Here is a 23,042-nt window from a genome sequence, read left to right as displayed (position 1 = left end):
CGCGACGCGCCTGCGCCTTATTCGCGCACGCGGTCGATACGCAGGCTGACGCCGCTGGCGTCGGTGGCAACGGGTCCGCTCAGGCCTTCCAGGTCGCCGCTGCGCGCCATGGCATCGCCGCCCTTGGACACCCGGGCGCCAACGATGACACGCTCGGGCAACACGGCGTCGCCCATCATCAGGCTTGCGCCCTCGAAGCTGAAATCGCGTGGCAGCTCGCTGCCCTTGAAGCGCAGCGCCGCCAGCGGCGGGCCGCCTGCCTCGCCGCGGGCGAACACGAACACCGCATCGTCGGGGGACAGCCGCTCGACCAGGGCCGGATCGACCTCCAGACGGCCGGACAGCTTCAGGGTTGCGGTCGCCGCCGGTGCGGCCGCGGCTTCGTCCAGCGGCGCCATGCCCGCCTTGGCGCGGGCGTCGTTGATGCTGGCGCGGATGCCGCGCGCCACGTCCTCGCCCGGCGGGATACGCGCAAGGATCTTCTCCCAGTGCGCGGCCGCGGCAGCGTAGTCCTCACGCTGGTAGGCGGCGGTGCCGGCCAGCGCGAGCGCCTTGGGATGTTCGGGCGCAATCGCCAGGGCCTTCTGCAGCAGCTCCTCGGCTTCGCCGACCACGGTGCCCTTCATGGCAGCCACCACGTCGGCCCAGTCGGCATAGACGTCGGGCTCCTCGGGCGCGAGCTTAGCCAGCTTCTCGTAGGTCGCCGCCGCCTTCGGGTAGTCCTCCAGCACCAGATAGGAGCGTGCCAGCATCATCCAGCCTTCGACGTTGTCGGGCTCCTGCTGCAGGCGCGCTTCGAGCTTGCCCACCATGTCGGCGATCTCTTCCGGCGAGAAGCCCTGCTGGCCAGCGACATTGGCGGGGTCGAGCCCCGCCGGCGTGCCGAACACCAGATAGCCCGCAACCGCCAGCACCGGCACGCTCAGCCCGAGGCCGAGCGCCCAGCGCCGCTCGGGGCGCGCATCGGCCGTTTGGGCGCGCTCGGCCGCCGCCTCGCCTTCCTCCAGCGCGCGGCGCTCGAGTTCCTCCCGGCTCTGGGCATGACTGGCGGCGTCGATGCGACCCGCGGCCAGCTCGGCGTCCAGTTCAGCCAGCTGCTCGCGCAACACGGTCAGCGCCATGCTGCTCTGCGCCGCCTGTTCGCGCTGCGCACGCCCGGCAGCGCCGAACAGCGGCGGCAGGATCCAAAGCAGGGCACCGGCCAGCAGCAGGCCGGCAAAGAAGATGAAGGCGGTCACGAACGGGACTCCGGAGATTCAGAAGAAGGCTGGGCGGCACCGGCGAGCAGTTCGCGCGCGCGCTGGCGCTCGGCCTCGCTCAGGTGGCCTGCGGCGGCGAGTTCGCTCGCACGGCGGCGCAGGCGGTAGGCCAGCCAGCCCGCACCGCCCACCAGCAGCAGCACCGGTCCGCCCCACAGCAGCAGGGTGGTGGCCTTGAAGGGCGGCTCGTAGAGCACGAAGTCGCCGTAACGGGCAACGAGGTAATCGACCACGTCGTCCTTGCTGCGGCCGCTGGCGAGCTGCTCGCGCACCTGGTCGCGCAGGTCGAGGGCCAGCGGTGCATTGGATTCGGCGATGGACTGGTTCTGGCACACCAGGCAGCGCAGCTTGTGCGACAGCTCCATCACGTCGGCCTCGAGCTGCGGGTCGGGTGCCACCGCCGGCGCCATGCCGGGATCGGCTGCCGGCTGCTGTGCCATCGCCGGCAGTGCGGCGCCGAGCAGCGCCGCCAGCGCCAGTGCGCGCAGCGCCCTGGGGAAACGCTCAACCGGCACGGCGGACCTCCTCGATCTTGGGCAGGATCACCTGCTGCAGGCTTTCCGGCGTGATCGGGCCGATGTGCTTGTAGCGGATGCGGCCCTCGGCATCGATCAGGAAGGTCTCGGGCACGCCATACACGCCGAAATCGATGCCGACGCGGCCATCGATGTCGAGCACCGACAGCACGTAGGGGTCGCCATGATCGGTGAGCCAGCGGCGGGCACGCTCGATGGCCATCGCCGTCTCGGCCTCCAGCGCCATGCCGCGCGCGTTGATCGCGCCGTCACCGCGCACTTCCTTGTAGTTGAGGCCGACCACCGGCACGATCTTCTGGCGGGCCATCTGCACCAGCAGCGGATGCTCCTGGCGGCAGGCCACGCACCACGACGCCCACACGTTGAGCAGCCAGACCTGGCCTTTCATCTCCTCCAGCGCGAACGGTCTGGCGGGATCATCGAGCCGGGCGAGGCTGAAGTTGGGCGCGGGCTTGTCGATCAGCGGCGAAGGCACCTCGCGCGGGTTGAGGGTGAGGCCGAAGGCTAGGAAGCCCGCCAGGCCGATGAAGAGGAGCAGGGGAACGAGGAATTTCGCTTTCATGTGAGGACTTTCGCGCGCTCAGGCGACGCGCTGGTTGGCCGCCACCGTCGCGTCGCGCGCGGCCAGACGACGGTAACGACGATCGGCAGCAGCGAACACGCCACCCAGGCCCATCAGGGTGCAGCCCAGCCAGATCCAGCTGATGAAGGGTCTGTAGTACAGGCTGACGATCCAGGTGCCGTCCTCGATCTGCTCGCCGAGCGACACATACACGTCGCGGAACGCACCGATGTCGATCGAGGCTTCGGTCATCGGCATGCCCTGTGCAAGATACATGCGCTTCTCGGGCGTCAGCGTGGCGATGGCGCGGCCGTCGCGGGTCACGTCGATGGTGGCGCGCGCGGCGTCGTAGTTGGGACCGTCGGCATCCTGCACGCCGCGGAAGGTGAAGGTGTAGCCGGCCAGTTCGGCGCGCTGGCCGTTCTGCATCTTCACGTCGAGGTTGGCATCCAGGCTGCCCACCAGCGTCACGCCGATGATGAAGACGCCCACCCCAAGGTGGGCCAGCCACATGCCCCACCACGACGCGGTGATCGCGCGCAGGCGCGCCCCCATGCCGGCGCCCGCGCGCTCGGTGATACGACCGGCCAGCAGCTGGATGCTGGCCAGCACCACCCAGGCGGCCAGCGCCAGGCCCAGCACCGTGCGCCAGGTGACGTGATCGACAGCATAGGCCGTCCCCAGGCCGATCAGCACGCTGGCGATGAAGGCGGGCGCGACCTTGCTCACCGCGGCGGTGAGGTCGTCATCCTTCCAGCGCAGGAAGGGACCGAACATCATCAGCACCACGACCGGCGTCATCAGCGGGATGAACACCGCCTCGAAGTACGGCGGGCCGACGGAGATCTTGCCCATGCCCAGCGCGTCGAGGAACAGCGGATACATCGTGCCCAGCAGCACCGAGGCCGAGGCCACCGACAGCAGCACGTTGTTGCCCAGCAGCGAGGTCTCGCGCGACACCAGGCTGAAGCTGCCGCCACCGCCGAGCTTGGGCGCGCGCCACGCATACAGCAGCAGCGACACGCCGATCACGATGACCAGCAGCGCCAGGATGAACAGGCCGCGCTTGGGATCGGTGGCGAAGGCATGCACGCTGGTGATGACGCCCGAGCGCACAATGAAGGTGCCGAGCAGCGACAGCGAGAAGGCCGAGATCGCCAGCAGCACCGTCCAGCTGCGGAAGGCGCCGCGCTTCTCGGTGACGGCGAGCGAGTGCATCAGCGCGGTGCCGAGCAGCCAGGGCATGAAGGAAGCGTTCTCGACCGGGTCCCAGAACCACCAGCCGCCCCAGCCCAGCTCGTAGTAGGCCCAGCCCGAACCGACCGCAATGCCGGCAGTGAGGAACACCCAGGCCACCGTGGTCCAGGGACGCGACCAGCGCGCCCAGGCGGCGTCGAGGCGACCGGTGAGCAGCGCCGCGATGGCGAAGGCAAAGGCGACAGAGAAGCCCACGTAGCCCATGTACAGCAGCGGCGGGTGGATGATCATGCCCGGGTCCTGCAGCAGCGGGTTCAGGTCTCGGCCCTCGCCCACCGCCGGCAGCAGGCGGTCGAAGGGGTTAGAGGTGACGAGCAGGAAGGACAGGAAACCGACGCTGACCCAGCCCAGCACGCCCAGCACGCGGGCGACGAAGGCCTCGGGCAGGTGGCGCGAAAACACGGTGACGGCCACTGTCCACAACGACAGCGACATCGCCCACAGCAGCAGGGAGCCTTCGTGGTTGCCCCACACGCCGGTGATCTTGTACATCAGCGGCGTGGCGCTGTGCGAGTTGCTGGCCGCGAGCTGCACCGAGAAATCGCTCTGGATGAAGGCCCAGGTCAGGCAGACGTAGCTGACCAGGATGAAGAAGAACTGCCCCTGCGCCGCCGGGCGACCGACGGCCATCAGAGCGAAGCGGTTGCGGCTGGCGCCCACCATCGGCACCACGGCCTGCACCAGGGCAAGCACCAGCGCGAGGACGAGGGCGAAATGTCCGAGTTCGGGGATCATGTCACTGGCTCACGGTTGCTGCGGCCTTGCTGGCCTGTTCCACCGCATGCGCCGCTTCCGGCGGCATGTAGTTCTCGTCGTGCTTGGCCAGCACCTCGGTGGCACGGAAGGTGCCGTCGGCCTCGAGCTTGCCCTGCACCACCGCGCCCTTGCCCTCCTTGAACAGGTCGGGCAGCGTGCCACGATAGCTCACCGGGATCACCCTGGCCGTGTCCGTGATGGCGAAGCTGACGGTCAGACCGTCGGCCTCGCGCTTGATCGAGCCCTCCTCGACCATGCCGCCGACGCGGAAGGTCTTGCCGGTCGGCGCCTTGCCTTCGGCGACCTCGCTGGGCGTGTGGAAGAACACCAGGTTCTGCTGGAAGGCGCTCAGCACTAGGGCGACCGCCGCGACGAGCAGGGCCACCCCGCCGCCGACGAGCATCAGACGTTTGCTACGGGCTTTCATGTTTCCGACTCCATGACCGGCACGGACGCGCCGGTCTTCCTTGCTGAATCCTTGCCAACCGCACGCCGCCAGCGCAGCAGCCGCGTGACCGTGTCCTTCCGACGCCGCAACACCAGCACGAGTTCCAGCGCCATCAGCGCGAAGGTCACGCCGTAGCTGCCCCACACGAAAAAGGCCGCGCCGCCCATGTCCCAGAATGCGGACCAGCTTTCCCACTGCGCCATCAGGCACGTCCTCCCTTGAGCTGCGCCTCATGCTCGAGCACCGCGCCAACCCACTCGGTGTGCCGCTCGCGCTCGAGAATCATCGACCGCGCGCGCCACAGCACCACCGCAATCGTGTACATCCATGCCGCAATCGCCATCACCAGCATGCCGGCGAGCATGGTCGTCGCCATCGACGGCGCCTTGGTCAGGCTGACCGAGGCGCCCTGGTGCAGGGTGTTCCACCATTGCACCGAAAAATAGATGATCGGCACATTGACCGCACCCACCAGGGCGATGATGGCACCGGCCCGATCGGCGCGGCGCGGATCCTCGATCGCACGCGTGAGCGCGATGAAGCCGAAATAGAGGAAGAGCAGCAACAGTTGCGAGGTCAGGCGCGCGTCCCACACCCAGTAGGCCCCCCAGGTGGGCTTGCCCCACAGCGCGCCGGTCCACAGCGCGACGAAGCAGAACATCGCGCCAGTCGGTGCCAGCGCCTGGCTCATGACGAAGGACAGGCGGGTGTTCATGACCAGACCGACCGCCGACCAGAAGGCCATGACCAGGTAGATGAACATCGACATCCAGGCCGCCGGCACGTGGATGAAGATGACGCGATAGACCTGGCCCTGCGTGGCATCGGTCGGCGCAACGAAGAAGCCGAGCCACAGGCCGGCCAGCGTCAGGACCAGCGCTGCGGCGGCAAACCAGGGCGCAAGGCGACCTGCCAGCGGATAGAAGTTGTTCGGGGCGGCGAAGCGGAAAAGGCTGCGGCTGCGCTCGGGAGCATTCATGCGTGGGCTACTCGTCGTCTCTACATTGGGCCGGCTGCACTCGCGCCGGCCAAGGGTTCATTCTTCAATCAGTCGTGATGCGCAAGGCTGCAGCACACGCCCACGGTGCCAGCGCCAGCGCACCAGCCAGACCACCGCCCAGCAGCAGCAGGTGCGCTGCAGCGCCGGCGCCCGACATCTCGGCCTCGACCGCACCTGCCCCGAAGATCAGCACCGGCACGAACAGCGGCAGCACAAGCAATGCCAGCAACATGCCGCCGCCACGCAGGCCCAGCGTCAGCGCCGCGCCCACCGCCCCCAGCAAGCCGAGGATCGGCGTACCCAGCGCCAAACTTAAAACCAGCACCGGCAAGGCGCCTTGTTCAAGGTCAAGCAGCAGCGCCAGGCCAGGCGCAACCGCCACCACGGGCAGCCCGGTACTGAGCCAGAAGGCCAGCACCTTGGCCGTCACCCACAGTGCAGCCGGTTCGCTAGACAGGAGAAGCTGCTCCAGGGTTCCGTCGGCGTAGTCCTGGGCGAACAGTCTGTGCAGCGACAGCAGGCAGGCGAGCAGCGCCGCGACCCACAGCACGCCGGGCGCGATCGCGCGCAACTGGTTGGGCTCGGCGCCAACGCCGAAGGGGAACAGGCAGACGACGATGACGAAGAAGGCCAGCGTGACCAGCACGTCGGCGCGCCCGCGCCAGGCCAGCAGCAGGTCGCGACGCAACACGGCGAGGAAGGTGCTCAGCATGCATAGGCTCCGACGTCGAGCACCCGCGGCGTGAGCGCGAAGGGCGCGTCCTGATGGGTGGTCAGCATCACCATGCCACCCGCGGCGCAGTGGTCGGACAAGGCCTGCGCCAAGTCGGCGACGGCCTTCACGTCGAGTGCGGTGAAGGGTTCGTCCAGCACCCACAGCGCCCGTCGCCCGGACAGGAACAAGCGGGCGAGGCTCACACGGCGGCGCTGGCCCTGCGACAACACGCGCGCCGGCAGATCGAGCTGGTTCTCGAGACCGATGCGCACCAGCGCCTGCATGCAGGTTTCGGCATCGACCTCGTCGCCTGCGGCGGCACAGGCGAAGCGCAGGTTCTCGAGCGGGCTCAGCAGATCGTTGATGGCCGGTGCGTGGCCGAGATAGAGCAGTTCGCGATGAAAGGCCTCGCGCTCGCGCCGGATCGACTCGCCGCGCCAGCGGATCTCGCCGGCCTCGGGCAGCGCCAGGCCGGTGACCAGGCGCAGCAGGCTCGTCTTGCCGACGCCATTGGGGCCGGCGATGCGCAGCAGCTCTCCCGCCTGCAGGCGGAGGGCGAGGTCGCGGAACAACAGGCGATCGCCCTTCAGGCAGGCGAGATCTTCAACTTCGAGCATGGGCGCGATTGAACCACAGGGGTCAGGCCGGCGCCATCCCGGACGCGCGGAACGACACCGGCCCCGCTCCACCCGTGGGCAGATGGCGGGGCCGGTTGCGCGAACCGGGACGGTCAGCCGTCCGGCCGGCGTCCTTACTGCTTCTGCACCGGCGGGTGCATCACCTCGGGGGCGACACCGCCGCGATCGACGCCGATGTCCTGCTTGACCGGCGGCAGCGAGTGCGCGATGCCCTTGTGGCAATCGATGCAGGTCTTGCCTTCGGCGAAGCCGGCCTGGTGCATCTGGTTCGAGCGACGGCCCTGCACCGAGTAGTCGAAATACTCGTAGTTGTGGCAGTTGCGGCACTCCTGCGAGTTGTTCGCCTTCATGCGGTTCCATTCGTTCTGCGCGAGGCGCGGACGCTCCTGGGCGAACTTCTCCGGCGTGCTGATGGTGCCCATCACCTTGCCGTAGAGCTCCCGCGAGGCCTTGATCTTGCGGATCATCTTCGGCCCCCACTCCTTGGGTACGTGGCAGTCCGGGCAGGTCGCGCGCACACCGGTGCGGTTCTGGTAATGGATGGTGTTGCGGTACTCCTTGAAGACGTTTTCCTCCATCTCGTGGCAGGAAATGCAGAACTTCTCGGTGTTGGTCATCTCCAGGGCCCAGTTGAAGCCACCCCAGAAGATCACGCCCAAAGCGACGAGCAGCACGATGGCGCCCCAGCCTGCGCCGCGTATGCGCTGAATCAGGCTCTTGTTGTTGTCGGTCATGACGATCCCCGTTTATTGAAGCCTCAGCGCAGGCCTTCCGCGCGCTGGAACTTGTTTTCCACCAGCGGCTTGGCGTCGGTCTGCGGCACGTGGCACTGCATGCAGAAATAGCGGCGCGGCGAGATGTTCGACAACTCCCCACCATCGCGGTCCTTGAAGTGCGTCAGGCTGACCTTGGTCGCGCCCGACTCCTTGTAGCGGCTCCAGGCGTGACAATCCATGCACTTGTTGAAGTTCATCGTGACTTCATAGCCTTCGACCTTGTGCGGAATCAGCGGCGGCTGCTGCACGTAGTCGCGCTCGATCGGCGCCTGGTCCGGAATCGGCTTGTAGTTGCCGACCTGCAGCTCCTGCTCTGCGACGTCGGCGCCACGGATGCTCTTGACGGCCTGGGCCATCGCCGACGACGGTACCACGGCGCCGAAGCCGATTGCGGCGACGAGCGCGAGCACCAGATTTCGTGTCTGTTTTTTCATTTTGACTCGCTCCTGTTGAATCGGGTCGTAATACGGAAAACGTCCTTGCCGCACACATCCACGCAGCGTCCGCAGGTGGTGCAGTCGGCATCCAGAATGAGGGGGTGGTCCTGCCCCACGCCCTTCAGTGCAGGTCGGATGACCTGGGGCTCGGGGCACACCGCGAAGCAGTCCATGCAGTCGTTGCAGGCGCTCCGCCTGTCCGCCGACACCTTGACCACCGAAGCGCGGCCGAGCAACGCGTAGAAAGCACCCTGCGGACACAGGTGGCCACACCAGCCGCGCGGTGCGATCAGCAGGTCGTAGAAGAAGATGCCACCGACGAGGCCCCAGGCGAGGCCGAAGCCGAAGATCAGCCCGCGGTGGAACATCGACACCGGGTTAACCCACTCCCATGCCAACGAACCGGTCGCCGCTGCAGTCACCAGCACGAAGCCCAGCAGCCAGTAGCGCGTGTTGCCCGCAGGCGCCTTGCCGCCCTTCAAGCCCAGACGCCGGCGCAGCCAGGCGGCGGCGTCGGTGACGAGGTTCACCGGGCATACCCACGAGCAGAACAGCCGCCCGCCGAGCAGGAGATAGAAGGCCAGCACGATGCCGCCACCCAGCAAGGCCTCGCGGTAGGGCCACCGCCCCGCCGCAAGCTGCTGTGCGATCAGGAAGGGATCGGTCAGGGGCAGCACACCCAGCGTCAGGCTGGACGACAGGTTGCCCTTCACGATCCACCACCCGAGCCACGGCCCGACGAGGAACAGCGCCAGGATGCCCAGTTGCGAGGCGCGCCGCAGCAGCAGCCACTTGTGCGCCCGCAGCCAGCCCTTGGCCTCGATCGCTTCCTGCCCGGGGCGCGCCACCACGCCGCGCATCGCGGCGCCGCGCACGCTGGTAGGCGGAACCTTGCGCTCCGGCACGCCGCCGGTCGTCGTCTGCGCGCTCATGGCTTCCACCCCGAATCCAGACCGCTGCCGGCGGGCTGGGCCGGCCTGGTGTCCGGACCCTGCGGACCGTCACCCGGCTTGACGCGAGTGTCGCCGTAGGCCTTGTCCTCGAGGCCGCGAACGGGCAGTTCGACCTGGTCGCCGATCAGCGAGCCGCCGGCCGCCTCCTTCTCTTCCCAGCCGCGCAGGTAGTGCTCGGCCTTGGAGCCTTGCGCCAGCTTGATCGGCAGCACCTTGATCGCCGACTCGCCGGGCAGCACGCAGGCCTTCTCGCACTTGCCGCAGCCGGTGCAGTGCTCCGAATGCACCGTCGGCAGCAGCATGGCATGGCGGTCGGAGCGCGGGTTGTGCATGCGTTCGAGCGTGATCGCCTTGTCGATGACCGGGCACACGCGGTAGCACACGTCGCAACGCAGACCGAGGAAGTTGAGGCAGTTCTCCTGGTCGATGAGCACGGCCAGCCCCATCTTCGCCTTGCCGATGTCGGTGAGCCCGCGATCGAGCGCACCGGTCGGACAGGCGACCACGCAGGGGATGTCCTCGCACATTTCACAGGGGATCTTGCGCGCTTCGAAGTACGGCGTGCCCGTCGCCACGCTGTCGCCGAGTTCGGCCAGCTTCAGCGTGTCGTAGGGGCAGTCGCGCACGCACAAGCCGCAGCGCACGCAGGCCGCCAGGAAGTCGTGTTCGGGGAGCGCGCCGGGCGGACGGATGGCAGTGGCCGGCAGCGCCGACGCCTGCTTCGCGTACATCCCGGCTCCGAGCGCGAGCAGGCCCGCGCCGCCGGCGACGCCCGCCGCATCCTTCAGGAAGCGGCGACGCGGCGACGGTGCGCTGGCTGCGGTACGTCCGGTCGGTTTCGCGATGTCGTTCATGTTCGTCGTGAGCCTGCGCCCGGGGCCGTCCCCCCGGTCGGCGGGGCGTCGGGCTCACGCCTCCTGTCGATCAGGCCTTGACCACCTTGACCGCGCACTTCTTGTAGTCGGTCTCTTTCGAGATCGGGCAGGTGGCGTCGAGCGTGAGCTTGTTCACCAGCCGGCCTTCGTCGAAGAAGGGCACGAAGATCAGGCCGACCGGCGGCTTGTTGCGGCCGCGAGTCTCGAGACGGGCAACGATCTCGCCGCGCCGCGACGACACCTTGACCGCCATGCCGCGCTGCAGGCCGCGCTTCTGCGCGTCGTCCGGGTGCATGAAGACCTGGGCTTCGGGCACCGAGCGGTGCAGCTCGGGCACGCGGCGCGTCATCGAGCCGGTGTGCCAGTGCTCCAGCACGCGACCGGTGCACAGCCACATGTCGAACTCGGCATCCGGCATCTCGGGCGGATCCTGGTAGGGCAGCGCGAACACGACCGCCTTGTTGTCCTTGTGACCGTAGAACTTCACGCCCTCGCCCGCCTTCACGTACGGGTCGTAGCCCTCGCGGAAGCGCCACAGGGTTTCCTTGTTGTCGACCACCGGCCAGCGCAGGCCGCGCGCCTTGTGATAGACGTCGAAGTTCGCCAGATCGTGGCCGTGGTCACGACCGAAGGCGGCGTACTCCTCGAACAGCCCCTTCTGCAGGTAGTAGCCGAGTTCCTTCGACTCGTCGTTCATGTAACCCTTCCAGGCGTGGGCGTTGGCCGTCTCCACGTCGGCGAGCGGGTACTTGTTCACCTGGCCGTTGGCGTAAAGCACGTCGTACAGGGTCTTGCCCTTGTACTCCGGCTTCTTCGCGATCAGCTCGGCCGGCCACACGTCCTCGACCTTGAAGCGCTTGGCGAACTGGATGTACTGCCACAGGTCGGACTTGGCCTCGCCCGGTGCGGCCACCTGCTGGCGCCAGAACTGGGTGCGGCGCTCGGCGTTGCCGAAGGCGCCTTCCTTCTCGGCCCACATCGCCGACGGCAGGATCAGGTCGGCCGACAGGGCCGACACGGTCGGATAGACGTCGGACACCACGACGAAGGCTTCCGGATTGCGCCAGCCCGGGTAGATCTCGTCATTGACGTTCGGTCCCGCCTGCATGTTGTTGGTGGTCGTGGTCCAGTAGCACTTGACCTTGCCGTCCTTCAGCGCGCGGCTCTGCGCCACGGCGTGCAGGCCGATCTTGGCCGGAATCGTGCCTTCCGGCAGTTGCCAGATCTGCTCGGTCAGGGCACGGTGCATCGGGTTGGTGACGACCATGTCGGCCGGCAGGCGGTGGGCGAAGGTGCCCACCTCGCGCGCCGTGCCGCATGCGGACGGCTGGCCGGTCAGCGAGAACGGGCTGTTGCCGGGCTCGGAGATCTTGCCCACCAGCAGGTGGACGTTGTAGATCATGTTGTTCACCCAGGTGCCACGGGTGTGCTGGTTGAAGCCCATGGTCCAGAACGACACGACCTTGCGGCTCGGATCGGCGTACTGCTCGGCCATCTTCGTCAGGCGGTCCTCGGGCACGCCCGACAGCTTGGACACCTTCTCGACCGTGTACTCGGATACGAACTTGGCGAACTCGTCGAAGCTGATGTCCTTGGCCGCGCCGGTATCGCCCTTGGGCTTGCCGTCGGCGCCGGGATAGCCGTTGCTGGTGGCCTTGGCTTCGAGCACGTGGTTCGGACGCAGGCCGAAACCGATGTCCGTCTCGCCCATCTTGAACTTGACGTTGCGATTGACGAAGTCGGTGTTAACGCGCTTGGTCTGGATGATGTAGTTGCAGATGTAGTTCAGGATCGCGAGATCGGTGTTCGGCACGAAGATCATCGGGTTGTCGGCGAGCTCGTACGAACGATGCTCGAAGGTCGACAGCACGTGGACCTGGCAGCCTTCCTTGGACAGGCGACGGTCGGTGATGCGGCTCCACAGGATGGGGTGCATCTCCGCCATGTTCGAGCCCCACAGCACGAAGGTGTCGGCGTTCTCGATGTCGTCGTAGCAGCCCATCGGCTCGTCGATGCCGAAGGTGCGCATGAAGCCGGCCACGGCCGAGGCCATGCAGTGGCGCGCGTTCGGGTCGATGTTGTTGGTGCGGAAGCCGGCCTTGTAGAGCTTGGAGGCGGCATAGCCTTCCCAGATCGTCCACTGGCCGGAGCCGAACATGGCGATGGAGTCGGGGCCGTGCTCCTTGAACGCCTTCTTCCACTTCTCTTCCATGATGTCGAAGGCCTGGTCCCACGAGATCGGCGTGAACTCGCCGTTCTTGTCGTACTTGCCGTTCTTCATCCGCAGCAGCGGCTTGGTCAGGCGGTCCTCGCCGTACATGATCTTGGACAGGAAGTAGCCCTTGATGCAGTTCAGGCCGCGGTTCACCGGCGAGTCCGGATCGCCCTGGGTGGCGACGATGCGGCCGTTCTGCACGCCGACCAGCACCGAGCAGCCGGTGCCGCAGAAACGACAGGCCGCCTTGTCCCAGCGCACCTTGGTGCCGGCGCTGGCCGCGCCGTTGCCTTGTGCCTGCGTGACCACGGGAATGCCGATGCCGGCCGTTGCAGCGGCTGCGGCGACCGCATTGTTCTTGATGAATTCGCGTCGATTCATGCTCATTTCATGCCTCCGTCAATTCGAGACCGTCATCGGTGTATTCGTAAGCCAGCGTCACCGCCTGCACCTTGGGCGCGAGGTTGACCGCGAGGATCGAGTCGGTGACCGACCAGCCCTCGCCATCCTCCACGGTGACCACGATGCGACCCACTTCGTCCGAGGAGCCATGAATCTCGACCCCCGGGATGCGCGCCAGCGCTTCCTTGATCTCCGGGAAATCCGCAGGCAGGGCCCGCAGAACCAGACTTGCAATCTTCATTGTTCGCTCTCCGTCGGAACATCGCATTCAACCGGCGCCTGCACCACGATGGCCCGCGTCGGGCAGGGCGCAAAGCAGGCGCCGCAGCCGGTGCAGGCTTCGGCCTCAAGTTGCGGCAGCGCCACACCGCCGATGCGCGGGCGGAAGCGGATCGCGCCCACGGGGCAGTTCTCGCCGCAGACACGGCACTCCACGCCCGCCGCCGCGAGGCAGGCCTGACCGATGCTCGCCTTCAAGGACCAGGGTGCATCGCCTTCCGCAGGGCGCAGCAGGGCGCGCGGCGCGCAATGCGTCACACAGTCGCCACAGAAGGTGCATTCACCGCGCGAGAAGTCGACCGCGGGGAACCCGCCGTCGGCCCGGACCAGGATGGCGGTCGGACAGGCGTCGATACAGGCATCGCAGCGGGTGCAGGACGAGATGAAATCGCGCTCCTCCCGCGCCCAAGGCGGACGCGGGGCGGGCGCTACCGCACGGACCCTGCCGCGCAGAAAGCCCCGACGAGAAGGTGATGCCGATTCCACAAGAGCCCCTGAACCCATCTATACGCCGCCCATTGAATCCCATGCCCCCAACCCGGTCATTGACCGCGATCAAGGACGGAAGCGGCACGCTGGCGCGCCAAGGCAGCTGGCGAGGCCTTGCGCGGACTGACGAAGCCGTGCGGAAAACTGCCCGGGTCAGCCGCGCGGGCGTTCCACCGCCCATACGGCAGCCTCGACCCGCGAACGCAGGTTGAGCTTGCGCAGGATGTGCTTGACGTGGACCTTGACCGTGCCCTCGGCGATGTTGAGCTCGCGTCCGATCATCTTGTTCGACAGGCCGGCGGCGATCTTGTCGAGGATGCGCTGCTCCTGCTCGGTCAGGCCTGCGGCGTCCGCGGACTGCGGCCGGACTTCGCTGCGCAGGGCCGCGGCGAGCAGCAGGTTGAGCTCGGGCGGGATCACCACCCGCCCCGCCGCGACGTCCGCGAGCGCCGCCACCATCGCCTCGGGCTCCATGTCCTTGAGCAGGTAGCCGTCGACGCCGCCGCGCAACGCCGCGACCACATCCTCGCCCTGGTCCGACACCGTGATCATCACCACCCGCGGCTCCGGCCGCATCTGACGCAGCTGGCGCAGCACCTCGAGCCCGCTCATGTCACGCATGTTGAGGTCCAGCAGCACCAGGTCGGGCTGCAGCGAGCGCGCCATCTCGACGCCCTCGGCGCCGCCGGTCGCCTCGCCGACGAGACGGAAGGCCGGAACGGTCTGCAGCAGCTGCGCCAATCCCTTGCGGAACAGCGGATGGTCATCGACGATCAGTACGGACTCGAGCGGCGTGTCGTTCATCAATGGCGTCCTTCTTCAGTGAATGCGTCGACCGCGAGCGCCGGCAGGGTGTGAACGGCCTGGAAGCTCACGCTGACACGGGTGCCCCCCTCACCGCGACGGGTGATCTCGATCTCGCCCCCGAGACTGCGGGTCCGTTCGCGCATGATCGACAAGCCGTGATGGTCGCGGCCATCCACCGGCCCGTCATCGATGCCCACGCCATCGTCCTCGACCGTGATCGTCACCCGCCAGGCCTCGTCACACGTCAGGACCACACGCGCGTGACGCGCCATCGCGTGACGCAGCATGTTCGACAGCGCCTCGCGCACGATCTGCAGCACGTGGACTTCCTGGTTCGGCGTCAGGCTGCAATCGGCCAGCCGGATCTCGAGCGTGATGTCGACACCACCGCGCTCGCGGTACTCCGCCACGGCGGTACGCAGCAGCGCGCCCAGGTCGCCCGACAACTCGAGACGGAAGGAGACCAGGAGTTCGCGCAACTGGCGATAGGCGTCGTTCACCCCGGTGCGCAGATCGGCCAGGATCGTGCCCGCTTCGGCGAGGCGCGCCGGATCCGCCAGGGCGCGCTGCAGCAGGCTCATCTGGATCTTCATGTAGGACAGCGCCTGCGCCAGCGAATCATGCAGCTCGCGCGCGATCACGGAGCGTTCTTCCTGCAAGGCCAGCAGGCGTTCCTGCTCGCTACGCCGGGCCGCACCGAGCGCCATGCCGATGTGGCGCGACAGGGCTTCGACCAGCTGGCGCTGCCAGTCCTCGAGCGCTTCGCCGGCGGGCAGGGCGAGGCGCAGCATGCCGTAGTGGTGCTCGCGATCGCGCAACGGGAAGCGCAGCAACTGCTGGCCGCCACGGTGCTCTGCCCCGGCCACGGAAACCGACCTGCATTCCACACAGGCCTCGTCGCCGCGCGCAACACGATCGACACACGGACCGAGGGTCGACGCAATGACCGTCGCCGGCCCCTCCTGACGCGGCTCGATGCAGGCGAAACTGCCTTGCAGGCCGGCGACGCGGTCGATGTCGCGCAGGGTCGCTTCGTACACAGCCGGCTCGGTCGGCGTCTGATACAAGCGGGCGATGGCGTGGTACAGCAGCTCCAGCGAGCGGTTGCTGCGCTGCAGCTCCGCGGTCTTCTCGGCCACGCGCTGCTCGAGGGTCTGGTACTGGCGCGAGATCTCCCCCGCCATCAGGTTGAAGGTGGCGCCGACACGGCCGAGTTCGTCATGGCCGACGTGCGCGACCCGGGCCGAATAGTCGCCGCGGGCAATCGCCCGCGTCGCCGCAAGCAGCCGGCTCAGCGGCTTGAGCAGCGTATGACGCAGGACCACGAGGGCCAGGAAGATCACCACCAGCGTGGCGACGATCGCCCCGGCGAGGATCTCTCGCAGGTCCTCGATGCGGGCCTCGGTATCCTGCTCGAGCACGAAGACCAGCGTGTCGAGCTGATCCACGAAACGGTCCACATTGGTGAGCAAGTCCTCGATCTGCGCGGGCGACGTCGATGGCGCGTCGCGCACCATGCGCTTCAGGCTCGGTTTCAGGCTCTGACTCCACGACGACTCGACACCGCGGTAAGTGGCGGCGAACAGTCCGCCGGGGTTGCGCTGCACGATGCGCTGCAGTTCGGGATGTCCCAGCGCACGCTCGAAATCCTCGATCGCGGCCTCGACCCGTCGCGGCGACAGCGGCCCGCTGAGCGCGTCGGCCGCCACCAATCCGGCCACGCGATAGGTCAGCCGGCGCAGGCCGCCGGCATGGTTGATCGCACTGGCACTGCCCTGCACGCTCTCGGCAACCATCACCGATGCGCTCATGCCGACCAGACTGATCAGCGCGAGCGCGAGCATGGCGAGCGCAACCAGCAGCAGGATCGAATGCCTGACGAGCAGGCGCGGCATCGCGAACTTCATCCGTGGTCTCCAGCGGCCGGCGGGGGTCGCTGTCGGCCTACTCCTTTATACCTGCAACGGCCCGATCGACACGGCCCCTCATCGCATTACCGATTGTTTACAAGCACTTGCAAGAAGCCTGAATACCTCCTTAGAGGTATGCCAACGCCACCTTGCACGCGCGCGACGCCTTTGACCCCGCCTCCGCCCTGTCTAGACTCCAGTTCGGCCACGCTGACAACCAGCGCAGCACGCAGGAGCGAACGATGAAACGAGAAAAAACCCCTCCCAGCATCCCGAGCCTGAGCCAGATCGCTCCCTTCGATCTGCTCGACGACCCACGCCTGCATCGCCTGGTCGCAGCGTCCCGTCTGGTGCGTGCCGAGCGTGGCGAGATTCTCATCCAGGCCCAGGATACGGCCACCTGCATGCACGTGGTGCTCGACGGCGAAGTGAAATGCCTGCTGCTCGCACCGTCGGGCAGCGAAAAGCTGATCCGCATCGCCGGCCCCGGTGACACCTTCGGCGAGGAGGCCGCCCTGCTCGGCCGCCCCGCAATGGCGATGGCCCAGGCTGCACGCAACACCCGCCTGCTGCACGTGCCCATCGCGCTGGTGCGCGAGGCGATGGTCGCCGTGCCCAGCTTCGGCGAGGCCATGACCACCCGGCTCGCGGCCGCCAGCTACGAGATGATGCTGCACATGCAGCTCTGTATCCAGCTGAGCAGCACCCAGCGCGTCGCGCAGTATCTGGCGCAGCTCGCGCCGCAGGGCGCCGAGCATGCCGAAGTCCGCCTGGCATCCGACAAGCAGACGATCGCGGCCCAGCTCAACCTCACACCGGAGACCTTCTCGCGCGTGCTGTCGCGCTTCGTGCGCGACGGCCTGGTACGCCCCCAGGGGCGTCGTGGCCTGATGCTGGACAACCTCAGCCAGCTACGACGCGCAGCGGCCCACTAGGCACAGGGCGCGTCAGCGACTTTCGCGCTAAACCAGCGGCTCGACGGCCGCCAGATTGGCGGGCACGGCGAACCAGCGCCCAAGCAGGCGCCAGGTATCGGCATCGAACCGCCGCGTGCGGTCGAGGGCGACAAGCTCTTCGCGGCGTTCGACGCTGCCGAGATGGCACCACTGGTCGAACGCGTGATAGGCCTCCCGTCCCGAATGGGCATGACGCTCGGCGACGACGATCGCGCCCGGCCACGGCCAGGGCTTGATGCCCGCCGAGGCCAGCCCGCCGAGCAGGCGGGCATCATGGTCGGCGGCGCTCTCCCGCCGCGCGCAAACCCCCGCACACCGCTTCAGGTGGAACGCCGAGCATGCGCCAAGGGTGCCTGACTCCAGACCGAGGCGGCGCGGACACAGGCGATACAGCAGGGCCAGCTCGCGCAGCAGGTTCTCCGCCTCGCGGCGGTTGCGGAACACGCCGTACAAGCCCTGCCAGCCGGTCGGATCGGTACCGGCAATCGGCACGCGTTCATAGATCGGCGGACGACGGCGGTTGTCCAGCAGCCGCAGCGCGAAGGCCTCGTCAACGCTTTCGGGCACGCGATTGAAGGGCGGGCGCAGGCGCTTCACGAGTTCGGCTTCGCGCAGGATCGCGTCGAGCTCGCCGGCGGTCTCGATCCACTCGACCCGGCGCACCTGCTCGCGCAGCTCGGCATCCTTGCCCTTGCGCACGCTGGCCGCAAAATGCTCCTTGACCCGTGCGCGCAAACTGACGGCCCGGGCGGCGAACAGCGGGCGGTCGCTGCGCCCGGGCGGAGGCGCCTCCGGCTCGGCATGAAAAAGATAGAGGCCGGGCACGTCGGGAATCGCTTCCAGCAGCCCCTCGGGAAGACCCGGGGCCCGTGCTGGCGCCTTCATCGCACGTTCGGCGGCGCGACCGACCACATCGGGCGCGAACTGCGCTTGCGCCATCTGCACGAACTGCCACAGTGCCTCGGTATCGCCCATGGCCCGGTGGCGTGCGCCGCAGTGCAGACCGTGACGTTCGATCAGCGCATCCAGCCCATGGCGGTGGTGCTCGGGAAACAGCGCCCGTGACAGCTTGACCGTGCACAGCACGCGCGCGTCGAACGCGCGGCCGATGCGCTCGAAGGCGTTCTTGATGAAGCCGAAATCGAAGCGCGCGTTGTGAGCGACGAACACGCAGTCGGCCAGCAAGGTCTGGACCCGGTCGGCCAGCGCCTCGAAGCCGGGCGCGCCGGCCACCATGTCGTCGGTGATGCCCGTCACCTGCTGGATCAGCGGCGGAATGGGAATCCCGGGATCGACCAGGCTCTCCCAGCGCTCGACGAGCACGCCGTCCTCCACGCGGAGGATGGCGATCTCGGTGATGCGGTCGCGCACCGGATGGGCCCCGGTGCTCTCGACATCGATGAAGGCGAGACGGCGCGGCAGGCTCATGCGGTCAGCGCACGGCGCCGCGCGACGGGTCGTGACGCAAGGCTCAGTGGTTGGCGTCGTAGTAGTAGGGCTTCACCGGCACGCTCGCCTCGCGGTGACGCTGCTGCTGCTCGAGCGACTGCGGCTTGTCCCACCACAGGGCACGGCCCTTCTGCTGCTCGGCGCGCTCCTGCGGATGCTTCTCCATCCATTCACGCATGAACTTGGTGTGTTCGGATTCGTACATGGCCATGATCGGGTCCCCGGAAAGTGGCCGCAATTCTAGCAGCAGGCGCCGACCTGCGCCGCTGCGGCAGCGCGCAACCGCCTCATGGAGTCCGTGACGCAGAACGCATGCGGCACGCTGGCCGCATGTTAGGCTGCATTAATACTGCGGCCGCCCCCACCCACTCCGTCGACTCGCCCTGCGCATGAACCTCAAGACGCGCTTCCTGCTCCTGGCCACCCTGCTGGTCCTGACCGCCTCGGCGGCGGCCTGGTCGGTTTTCCAGCGTATTGCCGAGACCATCATCGAACAGTGGGGCGTACGGCTCGCCGAAGTACAGGTGCGTTACGACAGCGCCAAGCTGCTGCAGCCGATCGCCCGCGAGATCGCCCTCGCCCGCCAGATGGCCGATTCGCAGGTTCTGCGACGCTGGGCGAAGACGCCCGAGGACGCCGGCATGCGCGTCGAGGCAATCGCCGAGATGGAGAGCTTCCGCAGCAACTTCCAGGACCGCAGCTATTTCGTCGCCCTGCTCGATTCCGGCGCCTACTTCCACAACAACGCCCGCAACGAATTCGCCGCCAACCCGCTGCGCTACCACCTGCGCCCAGACAACCCGCCGGACGCATGGTTCTACACCATCATCCGCGAAGGCCGCGACTTCCACCTCAACGTCAATCCGGACATCCCGCTCGGCGTGACCAAGCTGTGGATCGACGTGCTGCTGCGCGACGGCGAGCGCATCCTCGGCGTGGTCGGCACCGGTCTCGAGCTGGACGGCTTCATCCGCGACGTCATCGATGTGGCCCCGCCCGGCATCACCACACTCTTCGTCGACCACAACGGCGCCATCCAGCTGTTCCGGGACCGCAACCTGATCGACTACGCCAGCCTCACCAAGCCGGAATGGAACAAGAAGACCGTGGACCTCCTGCTGGAGACCGCGGAGGATCGCGCCCACCTGCGCGACATGATGCGCGAACTGGCCGCGACCACCACGCCCGGGACAACCGTGCTGAGCCGTTTCGTCCAGGTCAACGGCAAGCGCCACCTCGCCGGCATTGCCTACCTGCCAGAGCTCGACTGGTACGAGATCACCCTGCTCGACCTCGACGTGGTGATGCCGGTCAACCGATTCGGCATGGCGGCGCTGGTATTCGCCGCCGCCCTGCTGCTGACACTGCTGATCGTGCACCTGGCCTTGGAGCGCCTCGTGTTCCGCCCCGTCAGCGCGCTCGAGCGCGCCATCCTGCGCGTGCGCGACGGCGATCTCGCCCCGGCCGACCTGCCTGAGGGCAAGGGCGAGATCGGGCGCCTGATCAAGCACTTCGAGGCCATGGCCGGCGCGGTGCGCAACACCACGGTGGAACTCGAAAGCCGTGTGCAGGAGCGCACCGAGGCCCTGAACCGCCTAGCACGGATCGATGACCTCACCGGGCTGATCAACCGCCGCGGCATGAGCGAGCTGATCGACGACGCGGTCAGCCGCGGTGCCCGCGAACGCCAGCCCTTCGGCATCATCTGGATCGACGTGGATCACTTCAAGGAAATCAACGACGAACTCGGCCATGCCGAAGGCGACCGCGCACTGGTGACGGTCGCCGCGCTGCTGCGCAACCACATCCGCCCCTATGACAGCGCCGCGCGCTGGGGCGGCGATGAATTCCTGGTGTTGCTGACACCGTGCGATGCGCACACCCTCGCCAGCCTGAGCGAACGCATCCGTGCGGAGGCCGAGGCGGCCCGCCCCCTGCCCGGCGGCCGCGCGCTGACGGTGAGCATCGGTGCGCGCCTGGTGAAGCCGGGCGAGACGGTCGAACTGGCACTGCAGAAGGCCGACGAGGCACTCTACGAGGCGAAGAACGGCGGCCGCAACACCGTGCGCCTGAACGCCTGAGACACCGTCAGGGCTGCCCTCAGGCCGCCCGCCCGTCGCCCTTCACGCGGCCGATGCGCACCACCTCCTGCACCCGGCGCACGGCACGCATCACCCGGGCCAGATGCATGCGATCGCGCACCTGCAGGGTGAAGTTGAGCGCGGTGTAGGCGCCCTGCTCGTTGTCCATGTGCACGCTCTGGATGTTGCAGTCTTCCTCGGCAATCGCGCTCGCCACCCGGGCGAGGACGCCGCGCGCATTGCGCGTCAGCACGCGGATGCCGACGTCGAACAGGCGATCGTCGTGGCCGGGTTCCCATTCGACATCGACCCAGCGCCCGCGATCGCCGCGCAGCTTGGCCACGCTCGGGCAGTCGTGGGTGTGCACTTCCAGCCCCTGGCCCTTGCGCAGCGTGCCGATGATGGGGTCGCCCGGGATCGGATGGCAGCAGCGCGCCAGCTGCACCGCGATGCCCTCGGAGCCGCGGATCGTGATCGCGCCGGCCGGCTTGGGCTTGACCACATCGGGCCGCCCCGACTCCATGTCCTGCGCCTGCGCCAGACGACGCGCGACGATGGCCGGCAGGCGCTTGCCGAGGCCGAGGTCGGCGAAGACCTCTTTCTTGTGGCGCACGCCGCGGTCGCGCAGGAAACGGTCCCAGGCGAAGGTGGAGATCTGCCCCAGCGTGAGGCCATGCGGGCGCAAGGCCTGGTTGAGCAGACGTTCGCCCAGCGCCACGGACTCGTCCTGCTGGGCGTTCTTCATGAAGTGGCGGATCTGCGCGCGCGCCTTGCCGGTGCGCGCATACGACAGCCAGGCCGGGTTGGGGTTGGCGTGGGTGGCGGTGATGATTTCGACCTGGTCGCCGTTCTTGAGCTCGCTGCGCAGCGGCATCAGGTCGCCGTTGATGCGGCAGGCAACGCAGCGGTTGCCGACGTCGGTGTGCACCGCATAGGCGAAGTCCACCGGCGTCGAGCCCTTGGGCAGCGAGAAGATCGTACCCTTGGGCGAGAACACGTAGACCTCGCCCGGGAACAGGTCGATCTTGACGTGCTCGAGAAACTCGGTGGCCTCGCCCGAAGTCGATTGCAGCTCGAGCAGCGACTGCAGCCAGGAATGCGTCTTCTGCTGCAGCTCGGTCAGCGTCTTCTCGTCTTCCTTGTACAGCCAGTGCGAGGCCACGCCGGAATCGGCGATGTGATGCATCTCGCGCGTGCGGATCTGCACCTCGACCGGCGTCCCGAACGGCCCGATCAGCGTGGTGTGCAGGCTCTGGTAGCCATTCGCCTTGGGGATGGCGATGTAGTCCTTGAACTTGCCCGGCACCGGCTTGTACATCGAGTGCAGCGCACCCAGCGCCAGGTAGCAGCCCGGCACGTCGCGCACGATGACGCGGAAGCCGTAGATATCCAGCACCTGGGAGAAGGACAGGCGCTTTTCCACCATCTTGCGGTAGATGCCGTAGAGATGCTTCTCGCGCCCCTGCACCTCGGCGGCGATGCCCCATTGCGGCAGGCGGGCCTCGATCGCCTCGCGCACCTTGCCCACCACCTCGCGCCGGTTGCCGCGGGCAGCACGGATGGCGCGCGCCAGCACCTGGTAGCGCAGCGGGTACTTGTTGCTGAACGACAGCTCCTGGAGTTCGCGGAACAGGTCGTTGAGGCCGAGCCGGTTGGCGATCGGCGCATAGATCTCGAGCGTCTCGTTGGCGATGCGGCGGCGTTTGGCCGGACGCATGTGGTCCAGCGTGCGCATGTTGTGCAGGCGGTCGGCGAGCTTGATCAGGATGACGCGCAAGTCGCTCGCCATCGCCAGCAGCATCTTGCGGAAGTTCTCGGCCTGCGCTTCCTCGTGCGAGCGGAACTCGATCTTGTCGAGCTTGGACAGGCCATCGACCAGTTCGGCAGACACCTTGCCGAAGCGCTCGGTGAGCTCCGCCTTCGAGATGTGCGTGTCCTCCATGACGTCATGGAGGAGCGCGGCGATCAGGGCCTGCGCGTCGAGATGCCAGTCGGCCACCAGCGAGGCGACCGCGACCGGATGGCTGACGTAGGGCTCGCCGCTGACGCGGAACTGGCCGGCGTGCGCATCGGCCGAGAAGTGATAGGCCGCTTCGACCCGCCCCACGTCCTCGGGACGCAGGTAGGTCTGGATCTTCGCCTTCAGCTGCTGGAAGTCGAGCGAGAGCACGCTCGACACCGGCGGGCTGAAGACCGGACGAGGGGCGCCTATGTCGCTCGCTTCCATGTGTCGCCCCTCATG

23 protein-coding genes are annotated in these 23,042 nt (G+C 67.7%); 2 read left to right on the top strand and 21 right to left on the bottom strand.

The window, feature by feature from the left end; all coding sequences use genetic code 11:
- Positions 1-17: 17 nt before the first annotated feature.
- From ccmI to AC731_RS14965, 18 genes are all read right to left on the bottom strand, one after another.
- Entirely contained in the window at positions 18-1,238 is a 1,221-nt protein-coding gene (ccmI, locus tag AC731_RS15050; protein WP_004257731.1) for a c-type cytochrome biogenesis protein CcmI, read from the bottom strand.
- Complete coding sequence (locus AC731_RS15045) at positions 1,235-1,774, bottom strand: cytochrome c-type biogenesis protein (protein WP_004257728.1); 540 nt, start codon at positions 1,772-1,774, stop codon at positions 1,235-1,237. The genes ccmI and AC731_RS15045 overlap by 4 nt, the downstream gene beginning before the upstream one ends.
- Entirely contained in the window at positions 1,764-2,357 is a 594-nt protein-coding gene (locus tag AC731_RS15040; protein ID WP_004257726.1) for a DsbE family thiol:disulfide interchange protein, read from the bottom strand. Before AC731_RS15040 ends, AC731_RS15045 begins: the two co-directional genes overlap by 11 nt.
- An 18-nt stretch (positions 2,358-2,375) precedes the next feature.
- Entirely contained in the window at positions 2,376-4,349 is a 1,974-nt protein-coding gene (locus AC731_RS15035; RefSeq protein WP_048707247.1) for a heme lyase CcmF/NrfE family subunit, read from the bottom strand.
- Between the two features lies 1 nt (position 4,350).
- A complete protein-coding gene (ccmE, locus tag AC731_RS15030) occupies positions 4,351-4,797 on the bottom strand; it encodes a cytochrome c maturation protein CcmE (protein ID WP_048707246.1) in 447 nt (148 codons plus the stop codon).
- Positions 4,794-5,021 carry a heme exporter protein CcmD gene (gene ccmD, locus AC731_RS15025; protein ID WP_004257713.1) on the bottom strand — a complete coding sequence of 76 codons (228 nt, stop codon included), beginning with the start codon at positions 5,019-5,021 and terminating at the stop codon, positions 4,794-4,796. Before ccmD ends, ccmE begins: the two co-directional genes overlap by 4 nt.
- Positions 5,021-5,797, bottom strand: coding sequence for a heme ABC transporter permease CcmC (gene ccmC, locus AC731_RS15020; RefSeq protein ID WP_004257709.1), 777 nt, complete (start codon positions 5,795-5,797; stop codon positions 5,021-5,023). The genes ccmD and ccmC overlap by 1 nt, the downstream gene beginning before the upstream one ends.
- A 64-nt stretch (positions 5,798-5,861) precedes the next feature.
- Positions 5,862-6,530, bottom strand: a complete 669-nt coding sequence (gene ccmB / locus AC731_RS15015) for a heme exporter protein CcmB (RefSeq protein ID WP_004257705.1) — start codon at positions 6,528-6,530, stop codon at positions 5,862-5,864.
- Complete coding sequence (ccmA, locus tag AC731_RS15010) at positions 6,524-7,150, bottom strand: cytochrome c biogenesis heme-transporting ATPase CcmA (protein WP_004257702.1); 627 nt, start codon at positions 7,148-7,150, stop codon at positions 6,524-6,526. Before ccmA ends, ccmB begins: the two co-directional genes overlap by 7 nt.
- A gap of 134 nt (positions 7,151-7,284) precedes the next feature.
- Positions 7,285-7,905, bottom strand: coding sequence for a NapC/NirT family cytochrome c (locus tag AC731_RS15005; RefSeq protein WP_004257698.1), 621 nt, complete (start codon positions 7,903-7,905; stop codon positions 7,285-7,287).
- 23 nt (positions 7,906-7,928) lie between these two features.
- Positions 7,929-8,381, bottom strand: coding sequence for a nitrate reductase cytochrome c-type subunit (locus tag AC731_RS15000; protein ID WP_048707244.1), 453 nt, complete (start codon positions 8,379-8,381; stop codon positions 7,929-7,931).
- The gene (gene napH / locus AC731_RS14995) at positions 8,378-9,316 is read right to left on the bottom strand and encodes a quinol dehydrogenase ferredoxin subunit NapH (protein WP_048707243.1); all 939 of its coding nucleotides are present in this window, start codon (positions 9,314-9,316) and stop codon (positions 8,378-8,380) included. Before napH ends, AC731_RS15000 begins: the two co-directional genes overlap by 4 nt.
- Entirely contained in the window at positions 9,313-10,191 is an 879-nt protein-coding gene (gene napG / locus AC731_RS14990) for a ferredoxin-type protein NapG (protein ID WP_048707240.1), read from the bottom strand. The genes napH and napG overlap by 4 nt, the downstream gene beginning before the upstream one ends.
- 70 nt (positions 10,192-10,261) lie before the next feature.
- On the bottom strand, positions 10,262-12,814 hold the full coding sequence (gene napA, locus AC731_RS14985) for a nitrate reductase catalytic subunit NapA (protein ID WP_048707238.1): 2,553 nt from the start codon (positions 12,812-12,814) through the stop codon (positions 10,262-10,264).
- A 1-nt stretch (position 12,815) separates the two neighbouring features.
- On the bottom strand, positions 12,816-13,070 hold the full coding sequence (locus tag AC731_RS14980; RefSeq protein ID WP_004257677.1) for a chaperone NapD: 255 nt from the start codon (positions 13,068-13,070) through the stop codon (positions 12,816-12,818).
- Positions 13,067-13,612 carry a ferredoxin-type protein NapF gene (gene napF, locus AC731_RS14975; protein ID WP_169800066.1) on the bottom strand — a complete coding sequence of 182 codons (546 nt, stop codon included), beginning with the start codon at positions 13,610-13,612 and terminating at the stop codon, positions 13,067-13,069. The genes AC731_RS14980 and napF overlap by 4 nt, the downstream gene beginning before the upstream one ends.
- A 138-nt stretch (positions 13,613-13,750) precedes the next feature.
- Positions 13,751-14,401, bottom strand: a complete 651-nt coding sequence (gene narL / locus AC731_RS14970; RefSeq protein ID WP_048707236.1) for a two-component system response regulator NarL — start codon at positions 14,399-14,401, stop codon at positions 13,751-13,753.
- On the bottom strand, positions 14,401-16,311 hold the full coding sequence (locus AC731_RS14965) for an ATP-binding protein (protein ID WP_048707234.1): 1,911 nt from the start codon (positions 16,309-16,311) through the stop codon (positions 14,401-14,403). The genes narL and AC731_RS14965 overlap by 1 nt, the downstream gene beginning before the upstream one ends.
- Before the next feature lie 245 nt (positions 16,312-16,556).
- On the opposite strand from AC731_RS14965, the gene AC731_RS14960 reads away from it, so the two are divergent.
- Positions 16,557-17,249 (top strand): Crp/Fnr family transcriptional regulator, encoded by a 693-nt coding sequence (locus AC731_RS14960; RefSeq protein WP_048707232.1) that lies wholly within the window; start codon positions 16,557-16,559, stop codon positions 17,247-17,249.
- Positions 17,250-17,276: 27 nt separating this feature from the next.
- Here the strand turns inward: AC731_RS14960 and AC731_RS14955 are convergent, their stop codons facing one another.
- Complete coding sequence (locus AC731_RS14955) at positions 17,277-18,698, bottom strand: exonuclease domain-containing protein (protein WP_048707230.1); 1,422 nt, start codon at positions 18,696-18,698, stop codon at positions 17,277-17,279.
- 43 nt (positions 18,699-18,741) lie between these two features.
- Positions 18,742-18,930 carry a DUF3460 family protein gene (locus AC731_RS14950; RefSeq protein WP_004257645.1) on the bottom strand — a complete coding sequence of 63 codons (189 nt, stop codon included), beginning with the start codon at positions 18,928-18,930 and terminating at the stop codon, positions 18,742-18,744.
- Between the two features lie 178 nt (positions 18,931-19,108).
- On the opposite strand from AC731_RS14950, the gene AC731_RS14945 reads away from it, so the two are divergent.
- Positions 19,109-20,800 (top strand): sensor domain-containing diguanylate cyclase, encoded by a 1,692-nt coding sequence (locus tag AC731_RS14945; RefSeq protein WP_048707229.1) that lies wholly within the window; start codon positions 19,109-19,111, stop codon positions 20,798-20,800.
- Between the two features lie 19 nt (positions 20,801-20,819).
- On the opposite strand, the gene AC731_RS14940 is transcribed toward AC731_RS14945, so the two are convergent.
- The gene (locus AC731_RS14940) at positions 20,820-23,027 is read right to left on the bottom strand and encodes a RelA/SpoT family protein (protein WP_004257637.1); all 2,208 of its coding nucleotides are present in this window, start codon (positions 23,025-23,027) and stop codon (positions 20,820-20,822) included.
- Positions 23,028-23,042: the final 15 nt, after the last annotated feature.

The organism is Thauera humireducens (assembly GCF_001051995.2).
In the GTDB taxonomy this organism is placed as follows: Bacteria; Pseudomonadota; Gammaproteobacteria; order Burkholderiales; family Rhodocyclaceae; genus Thauera; species Thauera humireducens.
This window is presented reverse-complemented; position numbering and strand designations above follow the sequence as displayed.

What these genes read in the sequence shown, in the direction of transcription:
- ccmC (WP_004257709.1), bottom strand. Translation starts at nt 5,797, where the DNA reads ATGAATGCTCCCGAGCGCAGCCGCAGCCTTTTCCGCTTCGCCGCCCCG.
- AC731_RS14945 (WP_048707229.1), top strand. Translation starts at nt 19,109, where the DNA reads ATGAACCTCAAGACGCGCTTCCTGCTCCTGGCCACCCTGCTGGTCCTG.
- AC731_RS14960 (WP_048707232.1), top strand. Translation starts at nt 16,557, where the DNA reads ATGAAACGAGAAAAAACCCCTCCCAGCATCCCGAGCCTGAGCCAGATC.
- AC731_RS14940 (WP_004257637.1), bottom strand. Translation starts at nt 23,027, where the DNA reads ATGGAAGCGAGCGACATAGGCGCCCCTCGTCCGGTCTTCAGCCCGCCG.
- ccmB (WP_004257705.1), bottom strand. Translation starts at nt 6,530, where the DNA reads ATGCTGAGCACCTTCCTCGCCGTGTTGCGTCGCGACCTGCTGCTGGCC.
- narL (WP_048707236.1), bottom strand. Translation starts at nt 14,401, where the DNA reads ATGAACGACACGCCGCTCGAGTCCGTACTGATCGTCGATGACCATCCG.
- ccmE (WP_048707246.1), bottom strand. Translation starts at nt 4,797, where the DNA reads ATGAAAGCCCGTAGCAAACGTCTGATGCTCGTCGGCGGCGGGGTGGCC.
- AC731_RS14950 (WP_004257645.1), bottom strand. Translation starts at nt 18,930, where the DNA reads ATGGCCATGTACGAATCCGAACACACCAAGTTCATGCGTGAATGGATG.
- AC731_RS14980 (WP_004257677.1), bottom strand. Translation starts at nt 13,070, where the DNA reads ATGAAGATTGCAAGTCTGGTTCTGCGGGCCCTGCCTGCGGATTTCCCG.
- AC731_RS14955 (WP_048707230.1), bottom strand. Translation starts at nt 18,698, where the DNA reads ATGAGCCTGCCGCGCCGTCTCGCCTTCATCGATGTCGAGAGCACCGGG.
- AC731_RS15000 (WP_048707244.1), bottom strand. Translation starts at nt 8,381, where the DNA reads ATGAAAAAACAGACACGAAATCTGGTGCTCGCGCTCGTCGCCGCAATC.
- napH (WP_048707243.1), bottom strand. Translation starts at nt 9,316, where the DNA reads ATGAGCGCGCAGACGACGACCGGCGGCGTGCCGGAGCGCAAGGTTCCG.
- AC731_RS15040 (WP_004257726.1), bottom strand. Translation starts at nt 2,357, where the DNA reads ATGAAAGCGAAATTCCTCGTTCCCCTGCTCCTCTTCATCGGCCTGGCG.
- ccmA (WP_004257702.1), bottom strand. Translation starts at nt 7,150, where the DNA reads ATGCTCGAAGTTGAAGATCTCGCCTGCCTGAAGGGCGATCGCCTGTTG.
- napG (WP_048707240.1), bottom strand. Translation starts at nt 10,191, where the DNA reads ATGAACGACATCGCGAAACCGACCGGACGTACCGCAGCCAGCGCACCG.
- AC731_RS14965 (WP_048707234.1), bottom strand. Translation starts at nt 16,311, where the DNA reads ATGAAGTTCGCGATGCCGCGCCTGCTCGTCAGGCATTCGATCCTGCTG.
- AC731_RS15005 (WP_004257698.1), bottom strand. Translation starts at nt 7,905, where the DNA reads ATGACCGACAACAACAAGAGCCTGATTCAGCGCATACGCGGCGCAGGC.
- AC731_RS15035 (WP_048707247.1), bottom strand. Translation starts at nt 4,349, where the DNA reads ATGATCCCCGAACTCGGACATTTCGCCCTCGTCCTCGCGCTGGTGCTT.
- napF (WP_169800066.1), bottom strand. Translation starts at nt 13,612, where the DNA reads ATGGGTTCAGGGGCTCTTGTGGAATCGGCATCACCTTCTCGTCGGGGC.
- ccmD (WP_004257713.1), bottom strand. Translation starts at nt 5,021, where the DNA reads ATGGCGCAGTGGGAAAGCTGGTCCGCATTCTGGGACATGGGCGGCGCG.
- napA (WP_048707238.1), bottom strand. Translation starts at nt 12,814, where the DNA reads ATGAGCATGAATCGACGCGAATTCATCAAGAACAATGCGGTCGCCGCA.